This window comes from Dermacoccus sp. Ellin185 (assembly GCF_000152185.1).
Classification (GTDB): domain Bacteria; phylum Actinomycetota; class Actinomycetes; order Actinomycetales; family Dermatophilaceae; genus Dermacoccus; species Dermacoccus nishinomiyaensis.
Genome location: NZ_AEIQ01000121.1, coordinates 22,667 through 48,724, shown reverse-complemented (window position 1 = coordinate 48,724; position 26,058 = coordinate 22,667). Strand labels below are relative to the sequence as shown.

At 68.6% G+C, this 26,058-nt stretch carries 21 protein-coding genes; 9 read left to right on the top strand and 12 right to left on the bottom strand.

Annotation, left to right across the window (positions count from 1 at the left end):
- The 3 genes from HMPREF0321_RS13905 to HMPREF0321_RS13895 form a co-directional block, all read right to left on the bottom strand.
- A partial coding sequence (locus tag HMPREF0321_RS13905) for a hypothetical protein (protein ID WP_040015138.1) occupies nucleotides 1-230 on the bottom strand: 230 nt, incomplete at its 3' end.
- Nucleotides 231-431: 201 nt separating this feature from the next.
- Complete coding sequence (locus tag HMPREF0321_RS13900; RefSeq protein ID WP_006947388.1) at nucleotides 432-1,433, bottom strand: adenylate/guanylate cyclase domain-containing protein; 1,002 nt, start codon at nucleotides 1,431-1,433, stop codon at nucleotides 432-434.
- A gap of 27 nt (nucleotides 1,434-1,460) precedes the next feature.
- Nucleotides 1,461-2,387, bottom strand: a complete 927-nt coding sequence (locus tag HMPREF0321_RS13895; RefSeq protein ID WP_006947377.1) for a biotin--[acetyl-CoA-carboxylase] ligase — start codon at nucleotides 2,385-2,387, stop codon at nucleotides 1,461-1,463.
- Nucleotides 2,388-2,410: 23 nt separating this feature from the next.
- Here HMPREF0321_RS13895 and HMPREF0321_RS13890 point away from each other — a divergent pair, with 23 nt between their 5' ends.
- Nucleotides 2,411-4,054, top strand: a complete 1,644-nt coding sequence (locus HMPREF0321_RS13890) for an acyl-CoA carboxylase subunit beta (protein WP_006947382.1) — start codon at nucleotides 2,411-2,413, stop codon at nucleotides 4,052-4,054.
- The gene (locus HMPREF0321_RS13885) at nucleotides 4,051-4,269 is read left to right on the top strand and encodes an acyl-CoA carboxylase epsilon subunit (protein ID WP_006947331.1); all 219 of its coding nucleotides are present in this window, start codon (nucleotides 4,051-4,053) and stop codon (nucleotides 4,267-4,269) included. Before HMPREF0321_RS13890 ends, HMPREF0321_RS13885 begins: the two co-directional genes overlap by 4 nt.
- Before the next feature lie 69 nt (nucleotides 4,270-4,338).
- On the opposite strand, the gene HMPREF0321_RS17190 is transcribed toward HMPREF0321_RS13885, so the two are convergent.
- Nucleotides 4,339-5,253, bottom strand: coding sequence for an MOSC domain-containing protein (locus tag HMPREF0321_RS17190; protein ID WP_235006190.1), 915 nt, complete (start codon nucleotides 5,251-5,253; stop codon nucleotides 4,339-4,341).
- Between the two features lie 50 nt (nucleotides 5,254-5,303).
- Here HMPREF0321_RS17190 and HMPREF0321_RS13870 point away from each other — a divergent pair, with 50 nt between their 5' ends.
- From HMPREF0321_RS13870 to HMPREF0321_RS13840, 6 genes are all read left to right on the top strand, one after another.
- Nucleotides 5,304-6,992: a DUF885 domain-containing protein gene (locus tag HMPREF0321_RS13870; protein ID WP_006947330.1), complete on the top strand. Its 1,689-nt coding sequence runs from the start codon at nucleotides 5,304-5,306 to the stop codon at nucleotides 6,990-6,992.
- Between the two features lie 194 nt (nucleotides 6,993-7,186).
- Complete coding sequence (locus HMPREF0321_RS15170; protein WP_006947347.1) at nucleotides 7,187-9,598, top strand: GNAT family N-acetyltransferase; 2,412 nt, start codon at nucleotides 7,187-7,189, stop codon at nucleotides 9,596-9,598.
- Nucleotides 9,599-9,829: 231 nt separating this feature from the next.
- Entirely contained in the window at nucleotides 9,830-11,494 is a 1,665-nt protein-coding gene (locus HMPREF0321_RS13855) for an L-lactate permease (protein WP_006947397.1), read from the top strand.
- A gap of 77 nt (nucleotides 11,495-11,571) precedes the next feature.
- Nucleotides 11,572-13,452 (top strand): Na+/H+ antiporter, encoded by a 1,881-nt coding sequence (locus HMPREF0321_RS13850; RefSeq protein ID WP_006947352.1) that lies wholly within the window; start codon nucleotides 11,572-11,574, stop codon nucleotides 13,450-13,452.
- 42 nt (nucleotides 13,453-13,494) lie between these two features.
- On the top strand, nucleotides 13,495-14,178 hold the full coding sequence (locus tag HMPREF0321_RS13845; RefSeq protein ID WP_006947392.1) for a nucleoside triphosphate pyrophosphatase: 684 nt from the start codon (nucleotides 13,495-13,497) through the stop codon (nucleotides 14,176-14,178).
- Between the two features lie 195 nt (nucleotides 14,179-14,373).
- Nucleotides 14,374-15,669, top strand: coding sequence for a hypothetical protein (locus HMPREF0321_RS13840; RefSeq protein WP_006947365.1), 1,296 nt, complete (start codon nucleotides 14,374-14,376; stop codon nucleotides 15,667-15,669).
- An 87-nt stretch (nucleotides 15,670-15,756) separates the two neighbouring features.
- Here HMPREF0321_RS13840 and HMPREF0321_RS13835 read toward each other — a convergent pair whose 3' ends face one another.
- From HMPREF0321_RS13835 to HMPREF0321_RS13795, 8 genes are all read right to left on the bottom strand, one after another.
- Nucleotides 15,757-16,932, bottom strand: a complete 1,176-nt coding sequence (locus HMPREF0321_RS13835) for a serine/threonine-protein kinase (protein ID WP_006947322.1) — start codon at nucleotides 16,930-16,932, stop codon at nucleotides 15,757-15,759.
- A gap of 929 nt (nucleotides 16,933-17,861) precedes the next feature.
- On the bottom strand, nucleotides 17,862-18,854 hold the full coding sequence (locus tag HMPREF0321_RS16215) for a hypothetical protein (protein WP_006947379.1): 993 nt from the start codon (nucleotides 18,852-18,854) through the stop codon (nucleotides 17,862-17,864).
- Nucleotides 18,855-18,857: 3 nt separating this feature from the next.
- The gene (locus HMPREF0321_RS13820) at nucleotides 18,858-19,685 is read right to left on the bottom strand and encodes a ParA family protein (RefSeq protein WP_006947376.1); all 828 of its coding nucleotides are present in this window, start codon (nucleotides 19,683-19,685) and stop codon (nucleotides 18,858-18,860) included.
- Between the two features lie 462 nt (nucleotides 19,686-20,147).
- Nucleotides 20,148-20,357 carry a hypothetical protein gene (locus HMPREF0321_RS13815; RefSeq protein WP_006947350.1) on the bottom strand — a complete coding sequence of 70 codons (210 nt, stop codon included), beginning with the start codon at nucleotides 20,355-20,357 and terminating at the stop codon, nucleotides 20,148-20,150.
- Nucleotides 20,358-20,424: 67 nt separating this feature from the next.
- Nucleotides 20,425-20,916: an SMI1/KNR4 family protein gene (locus tag HMPREF0321_RS13810; RefSeq protein ID WP_006947401.1), complete on the bottom strand. Its 492-nt coding sequence runs from the start codon at nucleotides 20,914-20,916 to the stop codon at nucleotides 20,425-20,427.
- A 47-nt stretch (nucleotides 20,917-20,963) separates the two neighbouring features.
- Nucleotides 20,964-21,542: a hypothetical protein gene (locus HMPREF0321_RS13805; protein ID WP_006947335.1), complete on the bottom strand. Its 579-nt coding sequence runs from the start codon at nucleotides 21,540-21,542 to the stop codon at nucleotides 20,964-20,966.
- Nucleotides 21,543-21,972: 430 nt separating this feature from the next.
- The gene (locus HMPREF0321_RS13800) at nucleotides 21,973-22,830 is read right to left on the bottom strand and encodes a hypothetical protein (RefSeq protein ID WP_040015135.1); all 858 of its coding nucleotides are present in this window, start codon (nucleotides 22,828-22,830) and stop codon (nucleotides 21,973-21,975) included.
- A gap of 332 nt (nucleotides 22,831-23,162) precedes the next feature.
- Nucleotides 23,163-24,020 carry an aldo/keto reductase gene (locus tag HMPREF0321_RS13795; protein ID WP_040015134.1) on the bottom strand — a complete coding sequence of 286 codons (858 nt, stop codon included), beginning with the start codon at nucleotides 24,018-24,020 and terminating at the stop codon, nucleotides 23,163-23,165.
- A gap of 131 nt (nucleotides 24,021-24,151) precedes the next feature.
- On the opposite strand from HMPREF0321_RS13795, the gene HMPREF0321_RS13790 reads away from it, so the two are divergent.
- A complete protein-coding gene (locus HMPREF0321_RS13790; RefSeq protein ID WP_006947319.1) occupies nucleotides 24,152-25,942 on the top strand; it encodes a biotin carboxylase N-terminal domain-containing protein in 1,791 nt (596 codons plus the stop codon).
- Nucleotides 25,943-26,058: the final 116 nt, after the last annotated feature.

Below are 26,058 nucleotides of genomic sequence, written 5' to 3'. Positions count from 1 at the left end.
CGCCCCCCGTCGGGCGCGGCCGTGGCGCCGCCGCCCAGGTCGGCGTCGCCGTCGACGCGGCGGCAGTTCGCCGCGAAGACGATGCACGCGGTCGCCGTTCCGACGGATTCGGGCGTCACGGTTTCGAGCGTGCCCTCCACGGTGCGGACCGAGAGGTGTGCTGCGTGGCTCATGCGCATGAGAGCCGTGTCGTCGCCGAAACCCCCGCGGGCGACCAGGACGTCGTTCATGAGCACGACTATAGGCAGCCCGGCATACCCTGCGGTGCCTTGCGGACCGACGAATTGTCAGTTGCCCATCCAGCCGACTTGACAGAAATGTATACAGCAGGGCTTTGTCGCCGAATCGTCACCTGGCGTTCACCCGCAGGCGTCCGACGCCCGATCCGTCCAGCAGGATTCGTCCTGAGCAGAGTGCTTCAGAAAGGTCCGTCAGAGCAGGATCCAGGCCGCGCTGAGGCCGATACCCGCGAGTTCCAACGGTTCGTGCGCGCGCAGCGTCGACTCCGGGTCGTGACGCAGCGCGTCGGCCGTTGCCTCGTCGACGAGGATCTGACTCGCCGCGGCGGCGTTCGTCAGGCGTGCGGCGCGGTTGACCGTCGTGCCGTAGATGTCGCCGAGACGCGCGAGCACGCGACCCGTCGACAGGCCCACGCGCATCTGCGGCAGCAGGTCGTCGACCTCCGACATCTCCTTGAGCGCACGCGCGATGCGCGAGGCGCCCTCCGGGTCCTGGTGCGAGAAGAGGATCTCGTCACCGACCGTCTTGACGACGGCGCCCCCGTGCTCGCTGACGATGTCCGAGGCGACCGCCTCGAACCGCGTGACGAGCGCCGCGAGATCACTCTCACTGAGCTGACGCGCGAGGCGCGTGAAGGAGACGAGGTCGGCGAAACCGACGGTGCGCACGACACCGAGGTGCGTCTCGGGCTGCGCGTCTGCCAGCAGGCGCGCGAGGGCGACGCCGACGTTGCGGCGCCACACGTAGAGGAGCAACGGCTCGAGGTCGTCGACGAGGCTCGCCATCTCCTCCGCTGCGGCGCGGGCGAGGGGCTTGCCGCCGCGCGGGCCGCCGTCACGCTGCGCGAGCATGTCGACGACGAGTTGCACCTGCCACATCGCGAGTCGATCGGTCGTGCGCCCCAGCGCACGCGCCAGCCCGAGGAGGGTGTCGACGTCGAGATCGTGCGCGGCCGTCATCGCGGACACCGCGCGCAGGGCGTCGAGGTCGGTGTCGGAGAACGCGACGTCCGCCTCACGCGAGTTGGCGAAACCGAGAGCGCGCCACACGCGACGGGTGTCGTCGGCGTCGACCCCGGCGTGCGTCGACAGGTCACGGCGCTTGTAGCGGCGCGGCGCGCCCATGAGGCGTCGCTCGACCGCGTCGATGAACATCGAATCGTCGGAATCGAGGTGGGACACCGGGTCAGCCATCACGTCTCGCCTTCTGCCTCGTACCGATCACTCGTCGGCGTTCCGCCCGTGTGGCTCGCCGGCCTCCGCGCGGCCGCCCAGGCGGGCATGCACGACGTCCGCCACCGAGTACGCCATCGTAGGCGCTGAGCCTGGACGCGCACCGGGAACGGTCGTCACGAGCCGCCCGCCGTCGTCGATGCCGACGCCTCGCCGCCGCGCCACCTTGCCGTCGGGGGTGTGCACGTCGACGAGGCTGCCGATCGTGCGACAGTGTCGACGCACGCTCTCGCGGGCGGCCGCGAGCGCCACGGGTTCGCACCAGGCACGCGCGGCACGGGCGACGTGCGCAGCGACGGCCGCGAGCACCTCGTCACGCGCGGCGTCCAACCCGACGAGTGACGTCGACGTCGCCGTGTCGACGGGCAACTCGCCGCGCTGCTGAGCCACGTTCACCCCGACGCCCGCGACGACGAGGTTGCCCGACGCCACCTGACACAGGACGCCGGCGACCTTGCGCCAGTCGCCGCTCGCCCCGCCGGTGCCCGGGCCGGCGTCGGCGTCGGCGCCGCTCTCGACGCCGTCGTCATCCCACACCAGGACGTCGTTGGGCCACTTCGTGACGAACTCGACGTCCGCCCCGCGCTCGTCGGCCAGCTGCGCGAGGGCGGCGCGCACGGCGTCACCGACGAACAACGGCACCCAACCCCACGTCGCCGCGTCCCGTGGCAGCGGCAGCGTCATCGAGACGGTGACGGCGGCGCCCGTGGGCGTCACCCAGGCCCGATCGAGGCGTCCGCGCCCGGCGCGCTGGCGATGGGCGGCCACGAGGTGCCAGCGCTCGGCGGTGTCGAGGGCGACCACATTCGTCGAATCGACCTCGTCGAACAGGTCGACGCGAGCCCACCCGTCGGCACGCAGATCCCGCGCCATCCCTGGCGAAAAGGCTACTGACGAGTTCGTGTTCGAGGTCACGTGACAAGGTTAGGCTGTCGCCCATGACGCTCGACGACGTGCCCCCGGACACCTCCCTCGATCTGCACACCACGGCCGGAAGGTTGAAGGATCTGGCGAACCGCACGGAGGAGGCGGTGCACGCCGGTTCGGCCCGCGCGGTGGAGAAGCAGCACGCCAAGGGCAAGCTGACGGCTCGTGAGCGCGTCGAACGGCTGCTCGACGAGGGCTCGTTCGTCGAACTCGACGCCCTGGCGCGTCACCGCTCGACGCAGTTCGGGCAGGACAAGAACCGCCCCTACGGTGACGGCGTCGTCACCGGCTACGGCACGGTCGACGGGCGCACGGTCTGCGTGTTCAGTCAGGACTTCACGGTCTTCGGCGGCTCCCTCGGTGAGGTCTTCGGCGAGAAGATCTGCAAGGTCATGGATCTCGCGATGAAGCTCGGCGCACCCGTCATCGGCATCAACGACTCGGGCGGCGCGCGCATCCAGGAGGGCGTCGTCGCGCTCGGTCTCTACGCCGAGATCTTCCGTCGCAACGTGCACGCGAGCGGTGTCATCCCGCAGATCTCGCTCGTCATGGGCCCCTGCGCCGGTGGCGCCGTCTACTCCCCCGCGATCACCGACTTCACCGTCATGGTCGATCAGACGTCGCACATGTTCATCACCGGCCCTGACGTCATCAAGACGGTGACGGGTGAGGACGTCGGCTTCGAGGAGCTCGGCGGCGCGCACACGCACAACTCGCGCTCCGGCGTCTCGCACTACATGGCGAGCGACGAGGACGACGCGATCGAGTACGTCAAGGCGATGCTCGGCTACCTGCCGAGCAACAACATGGACCCGGGGCCCTCGTTCGAGGTCACCGCCGACCTCGAGATCACCGACGCCGACCGCGCGCTCGACACGCTCGTGCCCGATTCGGCGAACCTCGCCTACGACATGAACGACGTCATCGCCGCCGTCGTCGACCCCGCGGATCCTGACGATGCGGGCTCCGGCCCCGACTTCCTCGAGGTGCAGCCGCTGTTCGCACCCAACATCATCTGCGGGCTCGCGCGCGTCGAGGGGCACAGCGTCGGCATCGTCGCAAACCAGCCGGCTCAGCTCGCCGGCACGCTCGACATCAACGCGAGCGAGAAGGCGGCGCGTTTCATCCGCTTCTGTGACTCGTTCAACATCCCGATCCTCACGCTCGTCGACGTGCCCGGCTTCCTGCCCGGTACCGACCAGGAGTGGGGCGGCATCATCCGCCGTGGCGCGAAGCTGCTCTACGCCTACGCGGAGGCGACGGTGCCGCTCGTCACCGTCATCACGCGCAAGGCGTACGGCGGTGCGTACGACGTCATGGGGTCCAAGCACCTCGGCGCCGACGTCAACCTCGCGTGGCCGACGGCGCAGATCGCCGTCATGGGTGCGCAGGGCGCGGCCAACATCGTGTACCGCAAGGAGCTGACGGCGGTCGCCGAGAACGGCAGCGCCGAGGACGTCGAGAAGCGTCGCGCGCAGCTCATCGCCGAGTACGAGGACACGCTCGCCAACCCGTACATCTCAGCCGACCGCGGCTACGTCGACGCGGTCATCCCGCCGCACGAGACGCGCGTCCAGGTCGTCAAGGCGCTGCGGGCGCTGCGTCACAAGCGCGAGGACCTGCCGCCCAAGAAGCACGGAAACATCCCGCTGTGAGCGAGGCAACCGAGAGCCCGCGCCCGACGATCCGGTTCGTCAGCGGCGCGCCGACCGACGAGGAGATCGCCGCCGTCACTGCTGTCGTCCTGGCGCGAGCGGCTGCGGCGTCGGGCACTGAATCATCCGCCCCGGTGCGTTCCATGTGGGGACGCCCCGCGCACGTCCGCCACGCCCGTCCGCGCAGTTGGGCCGAATCGCGCCTGCCGCGCTGAGGCTCGCCTTCGGCGGATGATCGTTGCCCGGAATCGCGTCAGAGGTGACGCGATTGCGGGCAATGATGCTCAGCGCAGCTTGGCTTCGAGCTTGGCCTGGTAGCGCGGCGCCATCACGCCGGCCGCGACGACGCGTTCGATGATCGCGCGGGCACCGCCGGTGTAGGCGCGGAACACGTCGACGACGGTGACGCCGTGCTCGGGCACGTCGACGACGTCGACCATGTCGCCCGCCGTGATCGTCCCGGGCTCGACGACGCGGGTGTACGCGCCGGGCCGTCCGTGGTCGGTGAAGCGCTTGACCCAGCGCGGCTCGTCGATCGCCCAGGCGAAGGTTCGGCAGGGAACGCGGGGGCCGGTCACCTCGAGCAGCGCGGTGCCCATGCGCCAGCGGGTGCCGATGACGGCGTCGTCGACGCGGACGCCCCGCGTCGTGACGTTCTCGCCGAAGGCCCCGTCGGGAATCGAACGCCCCAGCTCGGCGCCCCAGTGGTCGAGCTCCTCACGCGCGACCACGTACACCGCCTGCTCGCTGCCCCCGTGATGCTCGAGATCACCGACGTGGTCACCGCTGACGCCGCTGCGCCCACCCGCCTCGCGCGGGCCGGGGTCGGCGACGCCGATGCTCGCGACGGGTCGCTTGCGCATCCCCGTGCGGTGCTTCTTCGCATCCCACACCTCTGGTCGGCCGATCTGGACACCGACGACGACGAGCTCTCCACCTGCGGTGGGTGACGTGGCGTCGGCCCGCGCCGCTGAGGTGGAAGCCAAGTCCGTGGACGCCGCGGTGGAGCTCGCGGACTCCGCCGAGCCGGATGTCGGTGACGCGGCCGTCGTCGCGGTGGATTTCGCCTGCTCCTCCGAGCCCGATGCCGAGGCCTCGGCCGACGCCCTCTGCCCCGCTGCCGCTGCCTTCACCGCACCCGCCGCAGCGGGCCGGGCGTCAGGATCGGGGTGAGCTGGACTCATCGGCGGCGTCGTCATGGGCGTCAATGTACTTGCGCGCTGTGACGTGCGTCGCGTTGGATCGGTACATGAGCACCTCGAGCGAGCCCCGCGCCACGACCCGTCTCGACGAGATCGCGGACGGCTACCTCGACGCGTCCGTCGCGCTGTCGCCGATCGAGGCAACGGCGCTCGGCATCCCGGGCCAGGATCATCTGCTCGACGACTTCTCCCCCGACGGTTACGCGGCCGCGTCCGATCTGCGTCGCTCGACGTTGTCGGCGCTGCGCACCGCGTCGGCGCAGGACGACGTGGACGCCGTGACGCTCGCCGCGCTGCAGGAGCGCCTCGAGCTCGCCGAGGAGATCCATGACGCCGGCTACGACCTCGCCGACCTCAACGTCATCGCGTCGCCGCTGCAGATGATGCGCGACACCTTCGACCTCATGCCGACCGACAGCGACGAGGACTGGGAGACGATCGCGCACCGGCTGCGCGCCGTCCCCGAGGCGCTCGACGGCTGGTTCGCGTCGCTCGATCACGCCGCGTCGCAGGGCATCGTCGCGGCGCAGCGCCAGATCGAACGCTGCAGCGAGCAATGCGCCGAGCACGGCGGACGCGACGGGTACTTCCTCTCGCTCGCCGAGCGCGCCGCCGTCGAGGGTGGTGGCGATGCCAGCGCGGTGCAGGACGAGGTGCGCGAGGCTGCCGCGCTCGCCGCGCGGGCCTACGCCGACGCAGGGGCGCGGCTGCGCGACGAACTGCTGCCGCGCGCGCCCGAGCACGACGGGGTGGGGCGTGAGCGGTACGCGCTGCACAGCCGCGAGTTCCTCGGCGCGCGAGTCGACCTCGAGGAGACCTACCGCTGGGGTCAGGACGAACTCGCGCGCATCACCGACGAGATGTCGCGCCTCGCCGAACGCATCGCGCCCGGCGCCGGCGTCAAGGGCGCGATGGCCGCCCTCGACGCCGACGACGCGTACGCCCTGCACGGCACCGACGCGCTGCGCGCCTGGATGCAGGCGAGCGCCGACGCCGCCGTCAGCGCTCTGGCGGACACGCACTTCGACATCCCCGACCCGGTGCGTCGCATCGAGTGCATGATCGCGCCCACGTCGTCGGGCGGCATCTACTACACCGGCCCGAGCGAGGATTTCTCCCGCCCCGGACGCATGTGGTGGGCGGTGCCGAAGGGCGTCGAACGGTTCGGCACGTGGCGCGAACTGACGACCGTCTACCACGAGGGCGTCCCCGGCCATCACCTGCAGATCGGGCAGACGATGTACCGCTCGGGCCTGCTCAACCGGTGGCGCCGCATGGGGTCGTGGACATCCGGGCACGCGGAGGGCTGGGCCCTGTACGCCGAGCGCCTCATGGACGAGCTCGGCTTCCACACGGACGACGCCACCCGCCTCGGCATGCTCGACGGGCAGTCGCTGCGCGCCGCGCGCGTCATCGTCGACATCGGCGTGCACTGCGGTTTCGAGGCTCCCGCCGAGGTTGGTGGGGGCGCCTGGACGTACGACAAGGCGTGGGCATTCCTGTCGGCGCACGCCGACATGGCCGAGGGCTTCCTGCGCTTCGAGCTCGACCGCTACCTCGGCTGGCCGGGGCAGGCGCCGTCGTACTCGATCGGCGAGCGCCTGTGGCTGTCGCTGCGCGAGGAGACGCGTCGTCGCGAGGGCGCAGCCTTCGACCTCAAGGCCTTCCACCGTCGCGCCCTCGACATCGGCGGCGTCGGCCTCGACGTCCTGCGCGACGCCATCCTCGCCCCCTGACCCACCTGCGATTCCTATCCACCTTCGCGATTCGCGTCCCCATCGGCGAACCGCGTCCACCTTCGCGCCTCTGAGCGAATGTGAACGAAAAACGCAGATGGGGCGGGCCCCATGCGTGCCTGACGGGGTGGGAGCGGGGGCGCCGGTAGGCTGGCGCAAGCCGATGTCCCCAACCTTCGGAGCGCTACGCCACCATGTCGCCCACCCAGTCGAGCCTCGCCACGACCTCGCCCTACTCGATCGTCGCCGTCGACGCTGACGAGTTCGTCCGGACGATCCACGACGCGGGCGCGCGCGTGCCCGTCGAGCAGTCGCCCGAGTGGGCGCGCTACGACGATTCGCTGCCGGGCCGCCGTCACTGGCGCTACCTGCTCGTCCACGACGCCGCGGGCGCCCACGTCGCCGCACTGAGCCTGACGGAGTTCGCCGGCCGCACGCTGGTGCAGCTGTGGGGCAAGTTCGCCCCGATCTGGCTGACGCACGCGGCGCCCAGCGCCGCTGAGGAGCGCGCCCTGCGCGACGCCCTGGCAGCGTACGTCAAGGCCGAGCACCCCAGGGCGGCACTCGTCCGCCTGCACGCCACGCACGCGGCGCCCGACCTCACCGAGCCGCTCACCGAGGTCTTCTACGACCGTACGCTCGTGCTCGACCTCTCGCTCAGCGAGGACGAGCTGATGGCGTCGATGTCGAAGAACGGCCGCCGTGACCTGCGGTACGGGCTCAAGAACGACGCCCTGGTCTTCACCGACGAGACGGGCATCAGCGAACAGGACTTCGCCGAGCAGGTCTTCCCCGTCTTCACCGAGACCGCCGAACGCGGCCACTTCGACCTGCGTCCCGCGCAGTTCTACTTCAACATGCTCTCCCAGCTCGGCCCCGACATCTGCCGCCTCTACACGGTGCGAGACACCTCTGCGGGCGGCGCCGTCGTCGCGTGGGCGCTCGTCACCATCTATGACGGCGAGGCGCGTTACTTCTACGCCGCGACGAGCGCGGCCGCCCGCAAGAGCTTCGCTGCCAACCGCATGGTCTGGGAGTGCATGCTCGCGGCGAAGAGCCGCGGCGCGTCGACGTTCGACTTCATGGGTCTCGGCAGCGACCGCGCGCCCGCGCTCAGCTCGCTCGACGGTTTCAAGCTCAAGTTCGGCAAGGACGGCGCGCGTGACGTCCCGGGCCCGTGGGATCTCGTCGTGCGCCCGCAGGTGCTCTCCGCGTACCGTGCGTCGACGAAGGCCAAGGCCCTCGTGCGTGACGCCCGCAGCAAGGGTCCGAGCACCGTTCGCAGCCTGCCGTCGCGGACGATGCGCACCGCCTCGTCCGCCGCCACCGCCCTCGCCGCGAAGGTCGCCGGCCCCGCACGCGGTGCGACGCCGGGTCAGGGCGGCACTCCCGCGGTGCTGCCGGTCGTGCTCGACTTCACCCTCTCGGGCTACGCCCTGGCGCGCGCGTTCCACGAGCGTTACGGCCTGACGAGCGTCCTCGTCGTCCCGTTCACGACGGGCGCGACGGCCGACTCAACGCTGTTCCACGACACGCGAGAACTCGGGTTCGCCGCGATCAACGACCACGACCTCGTCCTCACCGAGATCCGCCGTATTGCCGCTGAGAACCTCGATCTGACGATCATTCCGCTGACGAACAACGACGGCTACGTGCAGTCGTTGTCGGCGAAGCGCGACACGCTCGGCACCAACGTCGTCGTGCCACACGAGAGCCCCGCGATGCTCGAGCGCATCTCCGACAAGAACCACTTCAACGCCGTCTGCGCCGAGGCGGGCGTCGCGACGCCGGGCACCGTCGTCCTCGACTTCGCCACCGGGCGCCCGAGCGCCGACGACGTCACGTTCCCCTACCCGATCATCGTCAAGCCCGCCGATTCGGCACTGCACAACGCCTTGTCGATGCCGGGCAAGAAGAAGCTGTACGAGGTCGACTCGCGCGACGAGCTCGACGCGCTCATCACCCGCCTCGTCGACGCGGGTTTCACCGGCGAGATGCTCGCGCAGGATCTCATCCCCGGCGACGAGATCCTGTCGGTCACGATGTACCGCGCGAAGAACGGCGAGATCACGCTGGCGCGCACGTCGCGGGTGCTCCTGCAGGATCCGCGCCCGGCCTACCTCGGCATCCCCGACGTCCAGGTCGTGCAGGACATGCCCGACGTCGTCGAAGCCTCGCGCCGCATCCTCGAGACGGCCGACTATCACGGCTTCGCCAACCTCGACGCCATCCGCGACCCGCGTGACGGTTCCGTCAAGTTCTTCGAGGTCAACCCGCGCTACGGACGCAACTGCTACTACGCCACCGGTTCGGGGGCGAACGTCGCCGAGCAGCTCGTCAGCGACCTCGTCGAGAACTCCCCCGTCACCGCGCCGGCGCCGTCCGACGACCTCGTCTACACCGTCCTGCCGCCGCAGACCATCGCGCGTCTGCTGCCGAAGGGCGCAGAGCGCGACGCCGCCGCGGCGCTCGTCAAGCGCGGACGCTGGGCCGACCCGCTCAAGTACGACGGGGAGCGCAACCCGAAGCACAAGGCGTACGCGCAGATCGCGGCGTGGAACCACGTGCGCGCCTACCGCGGCGCGCCGCGCATCATCGGGGGCTGACGCCGCACGCAGTCTGTCGCTCACCCACTCGCCGCCCGGTCGAGCCCGGCATCGGTCCTCACTGATGCCGGGCTTCGTCATGCTCGCGCCGGCCGCGCCACAACCCTCCCCGTCCGAGACGCAACGAGAGCTGCATCACGTCGATGTGACCTGCATCATGTACAGTTTGGTCTGACCAATAATGGTCCGACCAAAGCTGAGCCAGCCTCCCCACCCCCGCAAGGAGTCCGCGTGATCACCTACACCGCGACCCCCGACGCCGTCGGCGACAGCCTGGCGCTGTCCGCTCTCGTGGGCTCGTTGCCCCTCCTCACGTTCTTCGCGATGCTGTTGATCGCCAAGGCCAGCGCCTACGTCGCAGGCCTCGCGAGCCTCGTCGTCTCGCTCGTCATCGCCGTCGTCGCGTTCGGCATGCCGACACACCTCGCCCTGCTGTCGGCGACACAGGGCGCCGTCTACGGTCTCGTGCCGATCGTGTGGATCGTCGTCATGGCGCTGTGGTTCTACCGGGTCACCGTCATCTCGGGCCGCTTCAACGACCTGCGCTCGATCTTCGACGCGATCGGCGGCGGCGACATTCGCATCCAGGCCATGCTCATCGCGTTCTGCTTCGGCGGCCTTCTCGAGGCCCTCGCCGGGTTCGGCGCGCCGGTCGCCATCACGGCGACGATGGTGCTCGCCCTCGGGCTCAAGCCGCTCAAGACGGCCGTCGTGTGCCTCATCGCGAACACGGCGCCGGTGGCGTTCGGCGCCGTCGCCATCCCGATCACGACCGCCGGGAACCTGACGGGCCTCGACCCCGCGCACATCGGTGCCGTCGTCGGCCACCAGGCACCGTTCTTCGCGATAGCCGTTCCCTTCTTCCTCATGATGATCATCGACGGCAAGCGCGGGCTCGTCCAGGCGTGGCCCGCTGCGCTCGTCACCGGTGGCGCGTTCGCGATCGCGCAGTGGTGGTGTTCGACGTACTTCTCGTACGAGTTGACGGACGTCGTCGCCTCGCTCGTCGGGCTCGCGGCCGCCATCGTCCTGCTGCGCTTCTGGAAGCCCAAGGGCGCCGACGACGTGCGTCGCAGCCTCGACATCGAAGCGCCCGTTCCCGCCGAGGCGCTCAGCGCCTCCCGCATCTGGATGGCCGTGCTGCCCTATCTGCTCGTCGTCGTCGTGTTCGGCATCGCGAAGCTGTGGAAGCTGGGCGTCGACATCCCTGCGAAGCTCAGCGCCACCGACGTCAAGATTCCCTGGCCGGGCCTCAACGGCGAGCTCGTCAACGCCAAGGGCAAGTCGATCTCCTCGACCGTCTACACGCTGCAGTGGCTGTCGAGCCCGGGCACGCTGCTGTTCCTCACCGGGCTCATGGTCGCGATCGTCTACTCCCTGCGTGACGGCGGCGGCCGCTTCCCGCTCACGCTGGGTGAGGCGTTCAAGGAGATCGGGCGTTGCTTCTACACGATGCGCTTCTCGGCGCTGACGATCGCGTCGGTGCTCGCGCTCGCCTACGTCATGAACTTCTCCGGCCAGACCATCGCGATCGGCACGTTCGTCGCCGGGCTGGGCGCGTGGTTCGCGTTCCTGTCGCCCGTGCTCGGCTGGGTCGGCACCGCCGTCACCGGCTCGGACACCTCGGCGAACGCCCTGTTCTCGACGCTGCAGCAGACGGCCGCGGAGAAGGCCGGGCTCGACCCGCACCTCATGACGGCGGCCAACACCTCCGGTGGAGTCGTCGGCAAGATGATCTCGCCACAGTCGCTGGCCATCGCGGCGACAGCCGTCGGCCTGCAGGGCAAGGAGTCGAAGATCTTCCGCGCCGTCGTGCTGTGGTCGCTCGGCATGCTGCTCGTGCTGTGCACGCTCGTCTACCTGCAGGCGCACGCCCTGTCGTGGATGCTGCCCTGAGTCACCTCATCCTCTGAGCCCCGCATGACGGCCGGACGTATTCTGCGGATCCGCTCGCCATCCGCGACAATGTCGACGTGCACATCGCTCTTCCCATCTTCCTGCTCGTCGCGACGACGATCAGTGTCTCCGTCCTCGCGCGCCGCGTCGGCCTGTCGGCGCCGCTGCTGCTCGTCGCCATCGGCGCGGTGGCGTCGTACCTGCCGCAGGTCCCCGAGGTCCACGTCGACTCCGAAGTGATCCTGCTCGGGTTCCTGCCGCCACTGCTGTACGCGACGGCGATCCGCACCTCGATCATCGATCTCAAGCGCGACGTGTTCCAGATCGTCCAGCTGTCGATCCTGCTCGTCCTCGTGACGGCGTTCGCCGTCGGGCTCGTCTCGTGGTGGCTCATGCCCGTCGGGTTCGCCGCCGCGATGGCGCTCGGCGGTGTCGTCGCTCCCCCGGACGCCGTCGCCGCGACCGCCGTCGCCCGCCGCATCGGGTTGCCGCGACGTCTCGTCGCCGTCCTCGAGGGCGAGTCGCTCTTCAACGACGCGACGGCCCTCGTCACCGTCGGCACCGCCGTGAGCGCGCTGACGGGGTCGTTCTCGGCGAGCAGGGCCGGCCTCGCCTTCGTCATCGCGGCGCTCGGCGGCATCGTCATCGGTGTCATCGCGTTCTACGTCGTGGAGTTCGTGCAGAAGCACATCCGCGACGCCGTGACGAGCGTCGCGATCAGCATCATCACGCCGTGGGTCGCCTACCTCCCGGCGGAGGCGATCAAGGCATCTGGTGTCATCGCCGTCGTCGTCACCGGCGTGCTGCTCGGCTTCAAGGCGCCGTACTACAACACGGCGCAGGCGCGGGTCGCATCGCGGATGAACTGGAACTCGATCCAGTTCCTGCTCGAGAACATGGTGTTCCTGCTCATCGGCCTGCAGGTGTCGATGATCATCGACCAGGTCCAAACATCGGACCTCGGCCTCCAACGCACCAGCCTGTACGCGGTCGCCGTCCTCGTCACCGTCATGCTCGTGCGGCCGATGTTCATCATCGCGGCGGCTTGGCTCGGCAAGGTCTCGCGCTGGGATTCGCGCCCCCTCAGCCTGCGCGAGGGCGCCGTCGCAGGCTGGGCGGGCATGCGCGGAGTGGTGACGCTCGCCGCCGCGTTCCTGCTGCCGCCCGAGACGCCGCACCGCGAGTCGCTCGTCTTCATCGCGCTCGTCGTGACGATCGGCACGCTCGTCATCCAGGGCTTCACCCTCGGCCGCGTCGCCAACCTCATGAAGCTACGCGCGCCCGACCCGCGTGAGGACGCCCTCGCGCGCGCCCAGGTCATGCAGGCCTCCGTCGATGCCGGTGAGGCGGCGATGCGCAAGGCCCTCGCCGACGACCCGGAACTGGCGGACACCCCCGAGGCAATCATCAAGTCGCTGCAGAAGCAGGACATGCGCCGCGCGAACCTGCAGTGGGAACTGCTCGGCAACAACGACACGATGGGCCCGACGCAGCAGTACCGCATCCTGCGTCAGAAGATGATCAACGCCGAACGCGACAAGGCACTCGAGATGCGTAACGAGGGCCGCGTCGACCACGAGGTCATCGACAGCATCATGATGCAGCTCGACATCGAGGAGTCGATGATCGTCACCGCCGAGGAGCGCAACGCCGGGCTGCGCGATGCAGGCCCGCTGCTCACGCCGGAGGTTCGTCAGGGCGGCTGCGAACACCTGGAGAAGGCCGCGCACGACTACGCCTCACCCCAGTCGCACGACGGCTGCCAGGGCTGCCTGGAAGAGGGTCGGACGTGGCTGCACCTGCGCATGTGCACCGAGTGCGGGTACGTCGGCTGCTGCGACTCCTCCGCCGGTCAACACGCGACGAAGCACTTCCGCGCGACCGGTCACCCCGTCATGCGCTCGTTCGAGGCGGGTGAGGAATGGCGCTGGTGCTTCGTCGACAACCTGCCGGGCTGACGGGCGTCCGGCCCGCCTCGGCGCGCCGATATTCTTGAGCCCATGACCGTCCTCGTGCTCGCCTCGAAGTCCCCCGCCCGCCTCGCGACCCTGCGCAGCGCCGGCATCGAACCGTTCGTCCTCGTCTCCGACGTCGACGAGGACGCTGTCGTCGTCGCCGCCCGCGCGCAGCACGACGGGCCGGGCGAACTCGCCGCCGAGGACGTGGCGCTCCTGCTCGCGAACGCGAAGTGTGAGGCCGTCGCGTCGGTCCTCGCGCAGGACGAGGTTCCGGCCGAGACGCCCGACGCGTTCATCGAGGACGGCGGCATCATCCTGGGGTGCGACTCGGTGCTCGAGTTCGACGGTGCGATCCTCGGCAAGCCCGCGGACACCGCCGACGCCTGCGCGCGCTGGCAGGCGATGCGGGGGCGCAGCGGCACCCTGCACACCGGTCACTGGATCGTCGACGACCGCGTCGAGGGCACCGGCGCGACGTTCGGTGCCGTCTCGTCGACGATCGTCCACTTCGCCGACCTCGACGACGCGGAGATCGACGCCTACGTCGCCACCGGCGAACCGCTGTGGGTGGCGGGCGCGTTCACGATCGACGGCCTCGCGGGCGCCTACGTCGAACGCATCGAGGGCGACCCTCACACCGTAGTCGGCCTCGGTCTGCCGCTGCTGCGCGAGATGCTCGCCGAGGTCGGCGTCGCCTGGCACGAGCTGTGGAACATGGCAGCCTGACCTGGCTCGATCAGCAGGGACCACCGCACGGGCGCGTGGGGAAACCCTGATCCGCCGCCCTGTCGTCAACCCCTGATGGCGAGAGCTGGTCGCACCGCGTCCGGCGCAGGGCGACGCATCGAAAGGCCGCTTACGCCCCCGTGCGCCTGATCACCTGAGACACTGTCAGCGCACGAACTCATGGGGAGGAACACGATGGGCAACTCGCGCGTCGCGGCATCGCTGACGGCACTGACGTGCGCGGCCGCCTTCGCGGCAGCACCGGCGTACGGCGAGGACCCCGCGACGAACACATTCGTTCCCGGCGGCCACGCGGTCGAGTTGTCCCTCGCCTCCGGCCAGGGCACGCCGCTGGCGCCGGGGCTGTACTCCTCGACGCTGCCCGTCGACGCGACGTCACGGTACGTCGAGGTCAAGCGCGGCGAGGGCGAGCGCCTCAGCGTCAGCATCAACGGTTCGGCGAGCTGGAAGGACAACGCGTGGTCCGTCGACTCCGGTTCGCAGGGCCTGCAGCTCACGCTGACGACAGCGGACGGCGCCACGACGTGCAGTTCCGACTCGGATTCGCTGACGAGCAGCGGCACGCCCGGGTTGCTCGCGACGCACGTCGACGTCGACGAGGCCAAGACTGCGCGCACGTCGTCATCGCTCGGTTCGGGCGCTGACGCCTGCCTGGCCGCGACGTCGTATCGGCTCGAGATCAAGCGCACCATCGACGGCGACAACGCCACGCCCATGCCCGTGCAGATCGCCGTGAAGCGCACGCCCCGCGTCAACGGCACCGTGAGGGTGCCTGCGGGCGAGGTGCCCGACATGACGACGCAGGCGCTCGAGGCGTCCACGACGGCGACGGCCGGTGACGGTTTCGCCAACGCCACGATCCTGCGTCCCGGCGGGTACACGGTGAAGACGCCCATCGGCCGGCGCATGTTCTTCCGCGTGCATCTGTCGTGGGGTCAGCGCATGTCGTTCGGCTGGCAGGCGCCGAAGAACGGCACGACGTACAACCCGTCGCAGGATCTCAACCTGTCGATGCAGATGTTCAACCCCTCCCTCGTCTCCGCGACGCTGTCGGGCGCCGGGACGTCGTCGGGTTACCTGTTCGAGTCGTCGTCGGATCCGGGCTCGAAGGATCTCGGCGTCTACACCGCGCCGATCGACTACGGCAACGCGAACGTCGACTCGAGCGGCTCGGACGCACTGCAGTGGCACAGCGACCCGGGCTGGTACTACGTGGTGCTCGACGTGACGCCGTCGTCGTCGACGCCGAAGCTGCAGGATTCCTCGGAGTTCGACAGTGTCCTGTCCGTGCGCGTCACGGGGACGCCGAACGCGGGCCCGTCGATGGCGGTGCAGCAGCCCGAGCCGGGCAACATCAGCGGCGTCGGCAAGTCGTCGGCCAACCCGCTGCTGTGGGGCGGCGCACTCGTCCTCGGCATCGGCGCGGTCGTCGGGCTCGGGTACGTGCTGCGACGCCGCGAGAAGCACTGACGCTCGTCGGACGCCATCAGACGCACTCGAGCCGTCGCCTGTCGCTGCAGGCCGACGTCTTGCCCGCCCGCGTCCTGCCGGCCGTCGTCAGCCCTGCCAGGAGTACGAGCCGTCCTTCTCGGTGCAGGTGAGGGTCTTGCCGCTCGTCGTCTGGGCGGTCGTGCCGGCGTCGGCGTAGGCGCAGACGCCGCCGGTGTTGGCGAGCTGCGGGTCGTACGCGCCGTCGCCCGCGCCCCACGGCTGCCAGAACGCGAACGCTGCCGCGATGGCCGCCGCCAGAGCGGCCGGAGCCGCGATCCACGCCTTAACGGCGGGGCGACGGCGCACCGCTGCGCCGTCGATGACCGTGGCGGGCGCCGCGGAGGAGTCCGTGAACCCGTCGAGGGCGCGGGCGGCCGCACCTGCCTCGAGGCGGACGAACTCCCCTGACGTCGTCATCTCGGGCAGGCGGTCGGGGATCGGGCGGGCCGCCCATTCCTGCCAGGCGTTCTCCGGGAGCATGAGCCAGCTGAGGGCGTCGCGCGCGTTGGCGGGCCGCCGGTCGGCGACGGGATCGGCGAGGGCGACGAGCAGGTTCCACAGCGAGTCGGGGATACCCTCAGGGCGCGGGGGCACGTCGTCCTTGCGGACACGGATGCTGGCTCCGGGTTTGATGCCGGTCAGCATGTGCAGGCCCATCATTCCGGCGGAGTACAGGTCCTGACGCGGGTCGGGGTCGTGGCCCTTGGCCTGCTCGGGCGACATGTAGCCGGGCGTCCCGAGCACCATCTCGTTGCTCGTCAGGCGGGGCGCGTCGACGCTGACGGCGATGCCGAAGTCGGTGATCCACGCCGAGGGGCGGCCCATGCCGGTCGCTTCGAGCAGGATGTTGGCGGGTTTGATGTCGCGGTGCACGATGCCGGCGCTGTGGCAGGCGTCGAGTCCGTCGAGGATCTGGCGCATGAGTTCCGCGACCAGCGGGTAGGGCAGGGCGCCGTTCTCCTTGACGAGTTCGCTGAGCGAGCCACCGTCGATGAGGGGCATCGTGAAGATGACGCGGCCGTCCTCGCCGGCCCAGCCGAGGGGGGTGACGACGTGATTGTGCTCGATGCGCATGCCTTGTTCGCGCATGAAGCGCAGCAGCGATCCGGCGTCGGACTGGCGCAACAGTTTCGCTGCGACGAGGCGGCGCGACTTGTGGTCGTGGACGCGCCAGACGGACCCCATGCCGCCTTCGCCGATCTGGTCGACCAGCTCGTACCGGCCCGCGAACATCTCACCCATGCCTGCTCCTCCCCTGCGTCGAGTCAAGGATACGGATCACGGGCGCGGGCGCGGGCGTGCAGCGCAGCTGCGATTCTCCTTGCGGTCTCGACCTACGTCGTCGTCGCTCGCGGCGGGGTTCCCTTGAGCGATGCTGCAGTGTGGCACAGATGCTGCTCACGTCGAGCCGTGCTTGTTCACCACCAAACATAAGCTGACGAACCGATCGGTGCCGGACACGCCCCTCGCGTCGGTCAATTACGTCGAGGTGGCTTGGTGCACGCGACGACCGAGTTACCTGTCGCCGCATGCAGACGTCTCCAACGCCGGGTCCGTCCCAGCTCTCGTGAACCCATCGATGGACTCGGGAGGGGGAAACTTGTCTGCGCCATCAGTCGGCCGACGCACGCATCGACCCGTCACACAGCGCGGTTCAACGAATACAACGTCGGCGTTCCGTATGCAGCGGACGTGACGAACGCCTGATCGCCGTACCCGGCCACAACGATCACGGTCTCGTTGGACCGGTGTGTCGGCTTCCCCGACACGAGCTCGCCCGATCTGTCACAGGCGAGGATGTATGAACCATCGTCACCCCACGCGAAGCCGTCCGAGATGGCGACAGGCGTCCACTTGGCTGCGATGACGGATGCCTTGCCCGAGGTGAGATCAACACGGCGGTTTCCCACAGTGGCCCAAGTCTGGTCAGGCGCAATCCGAGCCGTACCGAGGTATGCCTCCCAGCGCGGCTCCGACGGCGTCGTCCAGCGGGGCTTGAGCGTCTTGAGGTCGTATGGTCTTGAGGTCGTATGCCCGCAGCGCTACGTTCCGCCACCTGTTCCACGCCAGAACTAGCACTTCGTCCGTGACAGCGACCACCCGGCCGGGCGTGGCGTCCTTGGGGCCCTGCAACTTGACGGGCTCGGGTCTGGCTTCCCGGACTCAAGCTTTCATGCCTGCGCCCCGGAATCGACCACCAACATGCGGTCACCGATTGTGCCGAAGCTCGATGCCTCGTCCGGGATGTCGAACGGAGCCAGGCCTTTCTTCGTCAACCCGTAGAACCGCCGTCCGCCGGTGCCGATCCAGGCACCCAACAAGTCGAAACCGACACTCGCGTCCTCCGTGGTGAAGGCGTGATCCGTGAAGGAAACACCGGTTCGAAGCTCCCAGCCGAGAAGGCGCTTCGGCGTCGTCACGAAGACGATGAGCTTGCCGTCCCGGTTCAGGATGAACGGGCCGTCCGTGACGATCTCGCCTACTTCGAGCGTGTTGCTCCACCGTCTGCGGCCATCGCGCGCACCTGCCACCACGACCTCGACGGCTCCGGTGCGGGGAGGTTGGGTGAGCACGGCGAACACGCCGTCACGCACATCGACCTGCGGCTTCGGATCGGCGACATCTTCGACCGACCAAACTGCCTGCTCCAGCCACCCCGCAGGTGCGTTCTGCCCGTGAGGAAGTACCACCGAGCGAGAGGGTGTCGACGAGGCTGGTTCCGGGGGCCGCTCGTCATCGCCTGCAGTGGCGTGTGCCCACCCGCCGCCTGCCAGTGCAAGCGCACCGATCGCGCTGCCGCCGTCGAGCAGGGCGCGCCGCGAAGGTGCCACGTCATCGCGCTTGAACCGATTGCTCCAGCCACGCCCGCCCGGCTGCCGCGGCTCGGTGCTCCACGCACTCAGGGCTGTCGGGGGCGCCGACACCGGGGCAGAGTCCAGGTTCGGTTCCTCCGCCGGAGTCACTGCACCGTCCGCACCCACGTTCACCCACACATCCGTGCCCGCTCCGTCGCGCAGGTGCGCCAACACCGGCCCCTCGATTCGAGCTCGGTCCTGCGCGTGAGCCACGAGGGCCGCGGCTGGATCCGCGCCGGGAGGAAGCTCAAGCGGTGTTCCGTCAACGAGGGCTCGCCCGCCGTCGACGACCAGGTCGAGACGCGTCACAGGTCACTCCTCGAGGCCACGGGCAATTGCTGCACCAACGGCGAGCCACGCGCGTTGCGTGCGCGGAGCCAGGTCGTCCCACCTCAACCATTCGCGCGCCATCGCCGGGTCGTGCGGGATGGTCAGCACCTCACGGGCCATGCCCTCGAACCGCGGGGCGACCTGCTCGGGAGCTGGGTCGTTCGTCGAGGCGTGCGACACGACGATGACCGCGTTTCGCGCCAGTTCGGCTCCGTGCCCGCCGGCGGCCGTGAGCGCCTCGAGCAGCAGCTTCGCTGATTCGCAGTGCTTCGGCGTGGTGGCAGTCGGCACGACGAGCGCGTCGCTGTGATGGATCATACGCAGCCAGTTCGGTGCCGACTCGTCGTTGCCGGAGTCGAACACGACAACCCGATAGAAACGACGAAGCAACTCCTGGATCGCATCAAACTCAGCGTCGTCGAGCGCCTGGTCGCGCGCCAGCTTCTGCGGGCGGGATTGTAGAACGTCGCAGCGGTCCGTCGTCTGGTGGTGGGTGAAGCGCGCCATGTCAGCCGCGCGCTCCGACCCGTCAAAGGTGGGTAGCGCGGCGATGAGGTCTTCCTTCGTGGCACCGTGCGCGGCGTTCTCCGTCTGCCAGCCGGCGGCACCGCGGAAGGTGTTGTTGTCGTCGACCAACACCATGCCGCCCCCGAGGCGAGCAAACATCGCAGCAAGGTACAGCGACGTCGGCGTCTTGCCTGAGCCGCCCTTACCGTTGGCGACGGCATTGCCCTTGGGCCGGGTCCACACCTTCGAGACGGCGATCTTGTCCGCTTCCTCGGCCTGCTGTGCCTGGCTCGGGCCACCCATGCCGAACTGGGCGAGAACGCCCGCGAATCCGCCGACGGGCGCCGGGGTGGGCGTCTCGGTGCGGTGCTTCCCGATGAACGTGTGGTCAAAGGGCTGGTGTGCGTCAGGCGCGCGCGGCTCTGGCGGAGCGAACAGAGGTGTCGCTTGGATACGTCGGACGCCTTCGCGGCCGGCTGCGGGCCTGGCAGGTGCGGACTTCGGCGTTGGCCGCCCACGCCGAGCGCAGGGACGTCATGATGTCACCACCGTCCTTCCAGCCAGTGGCCGCCGGCGCGTCATCATCCGCCGGTTCTGGTGCTCTTGGCGTACTCGCGCCCTCGGCCGAGTGGAGACTCTGCATAGTGCCGGCGGCTGGCTCTGCTCGGGACGGCTCGGTGGCAGATTCGATCCCGCGCGAGTTGGCAGGTTCGCCCGTGTCCGCGGACCCTGCGTCGGACGCGGTCGGTTCGACGCGGCCTGCGCTCACTTCACCGTCCGTGATGACGAGGGGAACACTCCCTGATCGTTGCGTACTTCGATGTGCACGCTCTCGCCGGGTCTCGATCCAGTACTCGCCATCTCCTTGGCGGCTCGCACGGCGATGGTGTGCGGGTTGGCCCCCGCGGGAACATCGATGGAGCGGCCGTCGAGGGCAACCTCGTTACCGAAGACGGTCAGGTGGTGCGACGCCATGGTGCAGTTCTCCAGTGTGGTGACGGCATCGCCACGAAGCACGGGCGATGCGCAGGTGGGGTCGCCGTCAGTGTGCGGCGCGCTCGGCTACCCAGGCTGCGAGCGTAGGGTGAGTGACAGCGTTCGTGCCATCCGGGTCGTAGTGGATGACCTGACCGTGTGAGCCGTTCGGGCCGGGGTTGCAGTCGAGCAGGTCGAACGCTCCGGTCCCGTAGTCGTAGAACGGCACCCACCCCTTGACGAAGTCACCGTCCTTGACGCGTCCGGTGCCGGGTTCGATGTTGCGCTCGCTCGGGGCGAGGTTGCTCTCCTCGACGACGTCTTCCCACAACTCGAGGAGTTCTTCGGCTGCCTCTACGGACTCCTCGATCGAGCAGAATTCACGATCGTCGGTGCCGTCGTGCCACTCCAGAACCCTTCGGTACGCGCTCGGAACCTCGATTCCGAGGGATGCCTCCAGGCTCTCGAGCTCATCCGGATCGGCAGCATCGTTCCAGACGAGCTCCTCGCGCGTCGCGATCCGCTCAAGGTTGGCCAGGAGCTGCTGGTCGTCGGTCATGCTGGTATCTCCTCGTCGACGTGATGTGTGGGCATGGGGAGCGCCGGTCAGCCGAGGCGGATCGGCGTTCCGGGAGGCGTGTCTTTCACTTGGTTGTACACCTGGGCGTTGAAGCTCCAGTAGACGTCCATGTCGTTGACCTCCATGTTGGCGATGGTTTCTTCGCCTCCGAGGAACGCAGGAACCTTCAGGCCGATGCAGTCGGTGAATCGCAGGCCGAAGATCTGCAGGGCTGCGAAGGCTTCTTGCATCACTGCTTCTTCAAGGAATTCGACGGCCCCGGGGTCGTCGAGGAGGAAAGCGACGGTACCGGCGTAGTCGGTGAGGGGGCTCGCTTCATTGAACGCACTGTCCGCCCGCAGCGCCATGTCTTCGCCGTCGAGCTGCACCCGGCAGAAGTGACGGCCGCGCCAGTCGAAGGCGAAGGGGGTGAGCTCACTGGCGCGATCGCCGAAGAATTCGTACAGGTTCTGCTGCGCAAGTTCGGCAGATGCCGCGTTGTGGAAGCGGAGCAACCCGTTGTTGAACGTCGCTCCAGCAACGTTGCGTTCGGAGAGAACCCCGTCGAGGAGAGTCGCCTCGTAAGGTCGCGTGTCGGCGTCGGTAGCCGTGAGTGTCAACGACATGAGAACCTCTCGTGTTGCGGGCAGTTGGGTCGGCCGGGCGAACTCGGAACGCCGCTGGGCCGGAAAGCCGACACTAGCAGGGTGGCACCCACACGCCGGGACAGATTCGCCGCCCGACCGGACCAAGGAAGCAAACGGATCTTTCCCGCGCTGAGTCGGCCACTCGTCGCACGAGCGTTCACCTCCACCTCGAATGCCGTTCGCTGAACGGGTCCTCTCGCCCGCCCTCGGAACTCTCTTCTCCTGGAGAAGGGGTTTGGGCATTTCGCCGCCACAGAATTCGAAATTGCGTGTGAGTGTCAACGCTACGATTCACCGAACGCTCCAACCACTGCATATTCGTCCTCGGATCATCCAAGCCACCAACCCTGCACATCACGCGGGCGATCGAGAGCGCACGTACACAACGCCCCATCACTGATGGGTGACCTCAGAGATTGCGCTGACGCTCCTGCTCCAACCACGCCTCATGCCGCGCCGACCCATACGGGCCCGCAAGCACACTCGCACCCGAAACCTCCGCAGGAGGCAACTTCCCCAGCGCACGACGACGAGCCAAACTCGTCCGCTCAGAACGCCGATACGGCAACAAACCCTTGAACCCATCCGGCAAATCCACGCGCTCATCCACCTCAAATACCGGCAACGCCGAACTCAACCCCAGCACCCGCCGCAACAACCCCGCATCAGCCACCAACTCATCCTCAAAATCCTGAGCCGACAACCCCAAATCGTTATACGCAGGCCAAAAACGATACGCAGCCATCTTTGCCATGTCCTGCAACAAATACCTCATGCTCGTTACCTGATCGCTCGACCAATACGACTCCCTGGTCGCATCAGAGCCAGCAATGAAGTACTGAGTCACCGGAAAGCTAAGAATCTTAGACGTCAGCTCCAGCCCCAAATCATCCGCATCGCACGGATCAAAAAACAACCGCTCCCAACCCGGCAAGCTCAACACCTGAGCACACCAATGAAGCGCGCCGCGCTCCATCCCGCGCGCCACCAGACCATCCTTGCCCTGATCCTCGGTCGCCTGGGCACGCATCAACGCGACAGCAACATCGCGCTGCCCCATCACCGTCGCCAACATCGCCACATTGCGGCACCCCTCAGCGAAACCGGCCTCGGTCGCCAACTCAGAACGAATCTCCGGACCCAAGTACTCATTCGCCAGCCGTGAAATGCTCCGATCCCACAACGACAAGGCCTCATCCACACACGCCAACGTCTCCGGAGAAACCTGGCTGTACTCCTCCCACTTGATACCGCGAAACCAACTCACCGCGCCGCCCCCGCCACAAACTCAGTGACCTGCGTACCCGTACCCGGCTCGTCGAAACTTCCGCTCTTGACAAAGGGATTCACAACTCGCCGCCCCTGATGACGCAACTGCGCACCAACACTACGATTCACCGAACGCTCCAACCACTGCATATTCGTCCTGGAATCATCCAAGCCGCCAACCTACCGTCCTCCTCCGGGACGAACCGCGGGAGGGAGTCCCCGCCCCAGCAGTCATCATGGAGGCGATGTACCACGCCTTGATGCCCGAAGTCGGCTGATGGGTTCACCCCCACGTGCCGCCGCGAGCATGTGCTCGCGGCGGCCACAACGTCAGTTGAAGTCGTTCGGGTGGGGGCCGATGCGACCGTCGGAGCTGTCGAGGTCGCTGATGGCGTGGAGGTCGTCTTCGGTGAGTTCGAAGTCGAGGACGTCGAAGTTCTCGGCGATGCGGGCGGGCGTCACGGACTTGGGGATGACGACGTTGCCGATCTGCAGGTGCCAGCGGATGATGACCTGCGCGACGGTCTTGCCGACGCGTTCGGCGATTCCTTCGAGCACGGGGTTGGTGAGGATGTCGCCGCCCTGGCCGAGGGGGCTCCAGGCTTCGACGACGATGCCGTTGTCGGCGCAGAAGTCACGGACGGCCTTCTGCTGGAACTTGGGGTGCAGTTCGACCTGGTTGATGGCGGGGAACTCGCCGGTCTCGTCCTTGAGGCGCTGCAGGTGCTCGGGTTCGAAGTTGCAGACGCCGACGGCGCGGATCTTGCCGGCGTCGCGCAGTTCGAGCATCGCCTTGAAGGTGTCGACGTAGGTGTCCTTCTCGGGCGTGGGCCAGTGGATGAGGTAGAGGTCGAGCGGCAGGATCGATTCGCCGCCGAGGCGTTCGATGGACGCGTCAAAGGCCTTCTTCGTCGCCTCGGCCCCCTGGTCGTCGTTCCAGACCTTCGTCGTGAGGAAGATGTCGCTGCGCGGCACGTCGGAGGCGGCGATGCCCTGCCCGACGCCTTCTTCGTTGTCGTAGATGCGGGCGGTGTCGATGCTGCGGTAGCCGACCTTCAGGGCTTCCTGCACGGCGGCGGATGCGCCGTCGTTCTCGACCTGCCAGACACCGAAGCCCAACTGCGGCATCTCGATGCTCGCCGAGCCGGCCTGGAGGGTCACGGTGGGGACGTTCGTGTTCTCAGCCATGTCAGCGGCAACCACGCCGCGCGCTCTCGTATTCCGGCGTTGAGCGCTCGGATGACGTCGATCCCGGCGCCTGAGGAACCTACCGCCGGGTATTCTCGCCGGTCACCCCCCGCGGCGATAAGGTCACGGACATGAGTTCTGTCACCAAGGTCCTGATCGCCAACCGTGGCGAGATCGCAGTCCGTATTGCGCGCGCGGCGAAGGACGACGGCATCGCCTCCGTGGCCGTCTACGCCGAACCCGACCGTGACGCTCTGCACGTGCGCGTCGCCGATGAGGCCTACTCCCTCGGCGGCTCGACGCCCGGCGATTCCTATCTCGTCGTCGACAGGATCCTCGACGTCGCGAAGCGTTCCGGCGCTGACGCCGTCCACCCCGGGTACGGTTTCCTCGCGGAGAACGCCGAGTTCGCGCAGTCCGTCCTCGATGCGGGCCTGACGTGGATCGGGCCGTCGCCCGCCGCCATCGACTCGCTCGGCGACAAGGTCAAGGCGCGTCACATCGCGACGAAGGCCGGCGCTCCCCTCGTGCCCGGTACGAAGGATCCGGTCGACGACGCGGACGAGGTCGTCGCGTTCGCGAAGGAGCACGGCCTGCCCGTGGCCATCAAGGCCGCCTACGGCGGTGGCGGACGCGGCCTCAAGGTCGCGCGAACGATCGAGGAGATCCCGTCGCTGTACGAGTCGGCTGTGCGCGAGGCCGTCACGGCGTTCGGGCGCGGCGAGTGCTTCGTCGAGCGCTTCCTCGACAGCCCGCGCCACGTCGAGACGCAGTGCCTCGCCGACAACCACGGCAACGTCGTCGTCGTCTCGACGCGTGACTGCTCGCTGCAGCGCCGCAACCAGAAGCTCGTGGAGGAGGCGCCGGCGCCGTTCGTCAGTGACGAGCAGCACGCCGAGCTGCTGCGGGCGTCCAAGGCGATCCTGCGCGAGGCGGGTTACTCGGGTGCGGGCACCTGCGAGTACCTCATCGGCACCGACGGCGTCATCAGCTTCCTCGAGGTCAACACGCGCCTGCAGGTCGAGCACCCCGTCTCCGAGGAGGTGACGGGTATCGACCTCGTGCGCGAGCAGTTCCGCATCGCCCGCGGCGAGGAGCTCGGTTATGACGACCCGACGCCGCACGCACACTCGATCGAGTTCCGCCTCAACGGCGAGGACGCAGGCCGAAACTTCCTGCCGGCGCCGGGCACCGTCGAGAAGTTCGAGGCGCCGAGCGGGCCGGGTGTGCGCGTCGATTCGGGTGTCGTCTCCGGCGACGTCATCGGTGGCGCGTTCGACTCGATGCTCGCGAAGATCATCGTGACGGGCCGCACCCGCAAGGAAGCGCTCGAGCGCTCGCGCCGCGCGCTGGACGAGACCGTCATCGAGGGCATGCCGACGGTGCTGCCGTTCCACCGCGTCGTCGTCGAGGATCCGGCGTTCGCGCCCGAGTTCACCGACGCCCCCGACGCGCCGTTCAGCGTGCACACGCGCTGGATCGAGACGGAGTTCGACAACCAGATCTCGCCGTACGATGGCACGCCCGAGGCCGCGGCCGAGCAGGCTGCCCGTCAGAGCGTCGTCGTCGAGGTCGGCGGCAAGCGCCTCGAGGTGTCGCTACCGGGCGCCCTCGCCGTGAGTTCCGGAGCGGGCAAGGGCTCCTCGGCCGGCCCGCGTCGCGCCGCACGCAAGGGCGGTGGCGGCGCCGCGGCGAGCGGTGACTCGCTCACCGCGCCGATGCAGGGCACCGTCGTCAAGGTGGCCATAGAGGACGGCACCACGGTCGAAGCCGGCGACACGATCGTCGTCATCGAGGCGATGAAGATGGAGCAGCCGATCACCGCGCACAAGGCGGGCGTCGTCAGCGGCCTCGCCGCGACCGTCGGCGAGACGGTGACGGCCGGCACGGTCCTCGCGCAGATCAAGGACGTCGACGCCTGACGGCTCCGACGTTCGAACGCCCCGGCACGCCGAGCGTGCCGGGGCGCCTGCGTCTCACGGGTTCCTACGTCTCACGATGGACGCGAAACGCTGGTTGGCTCGATGCCCCGTAGCTC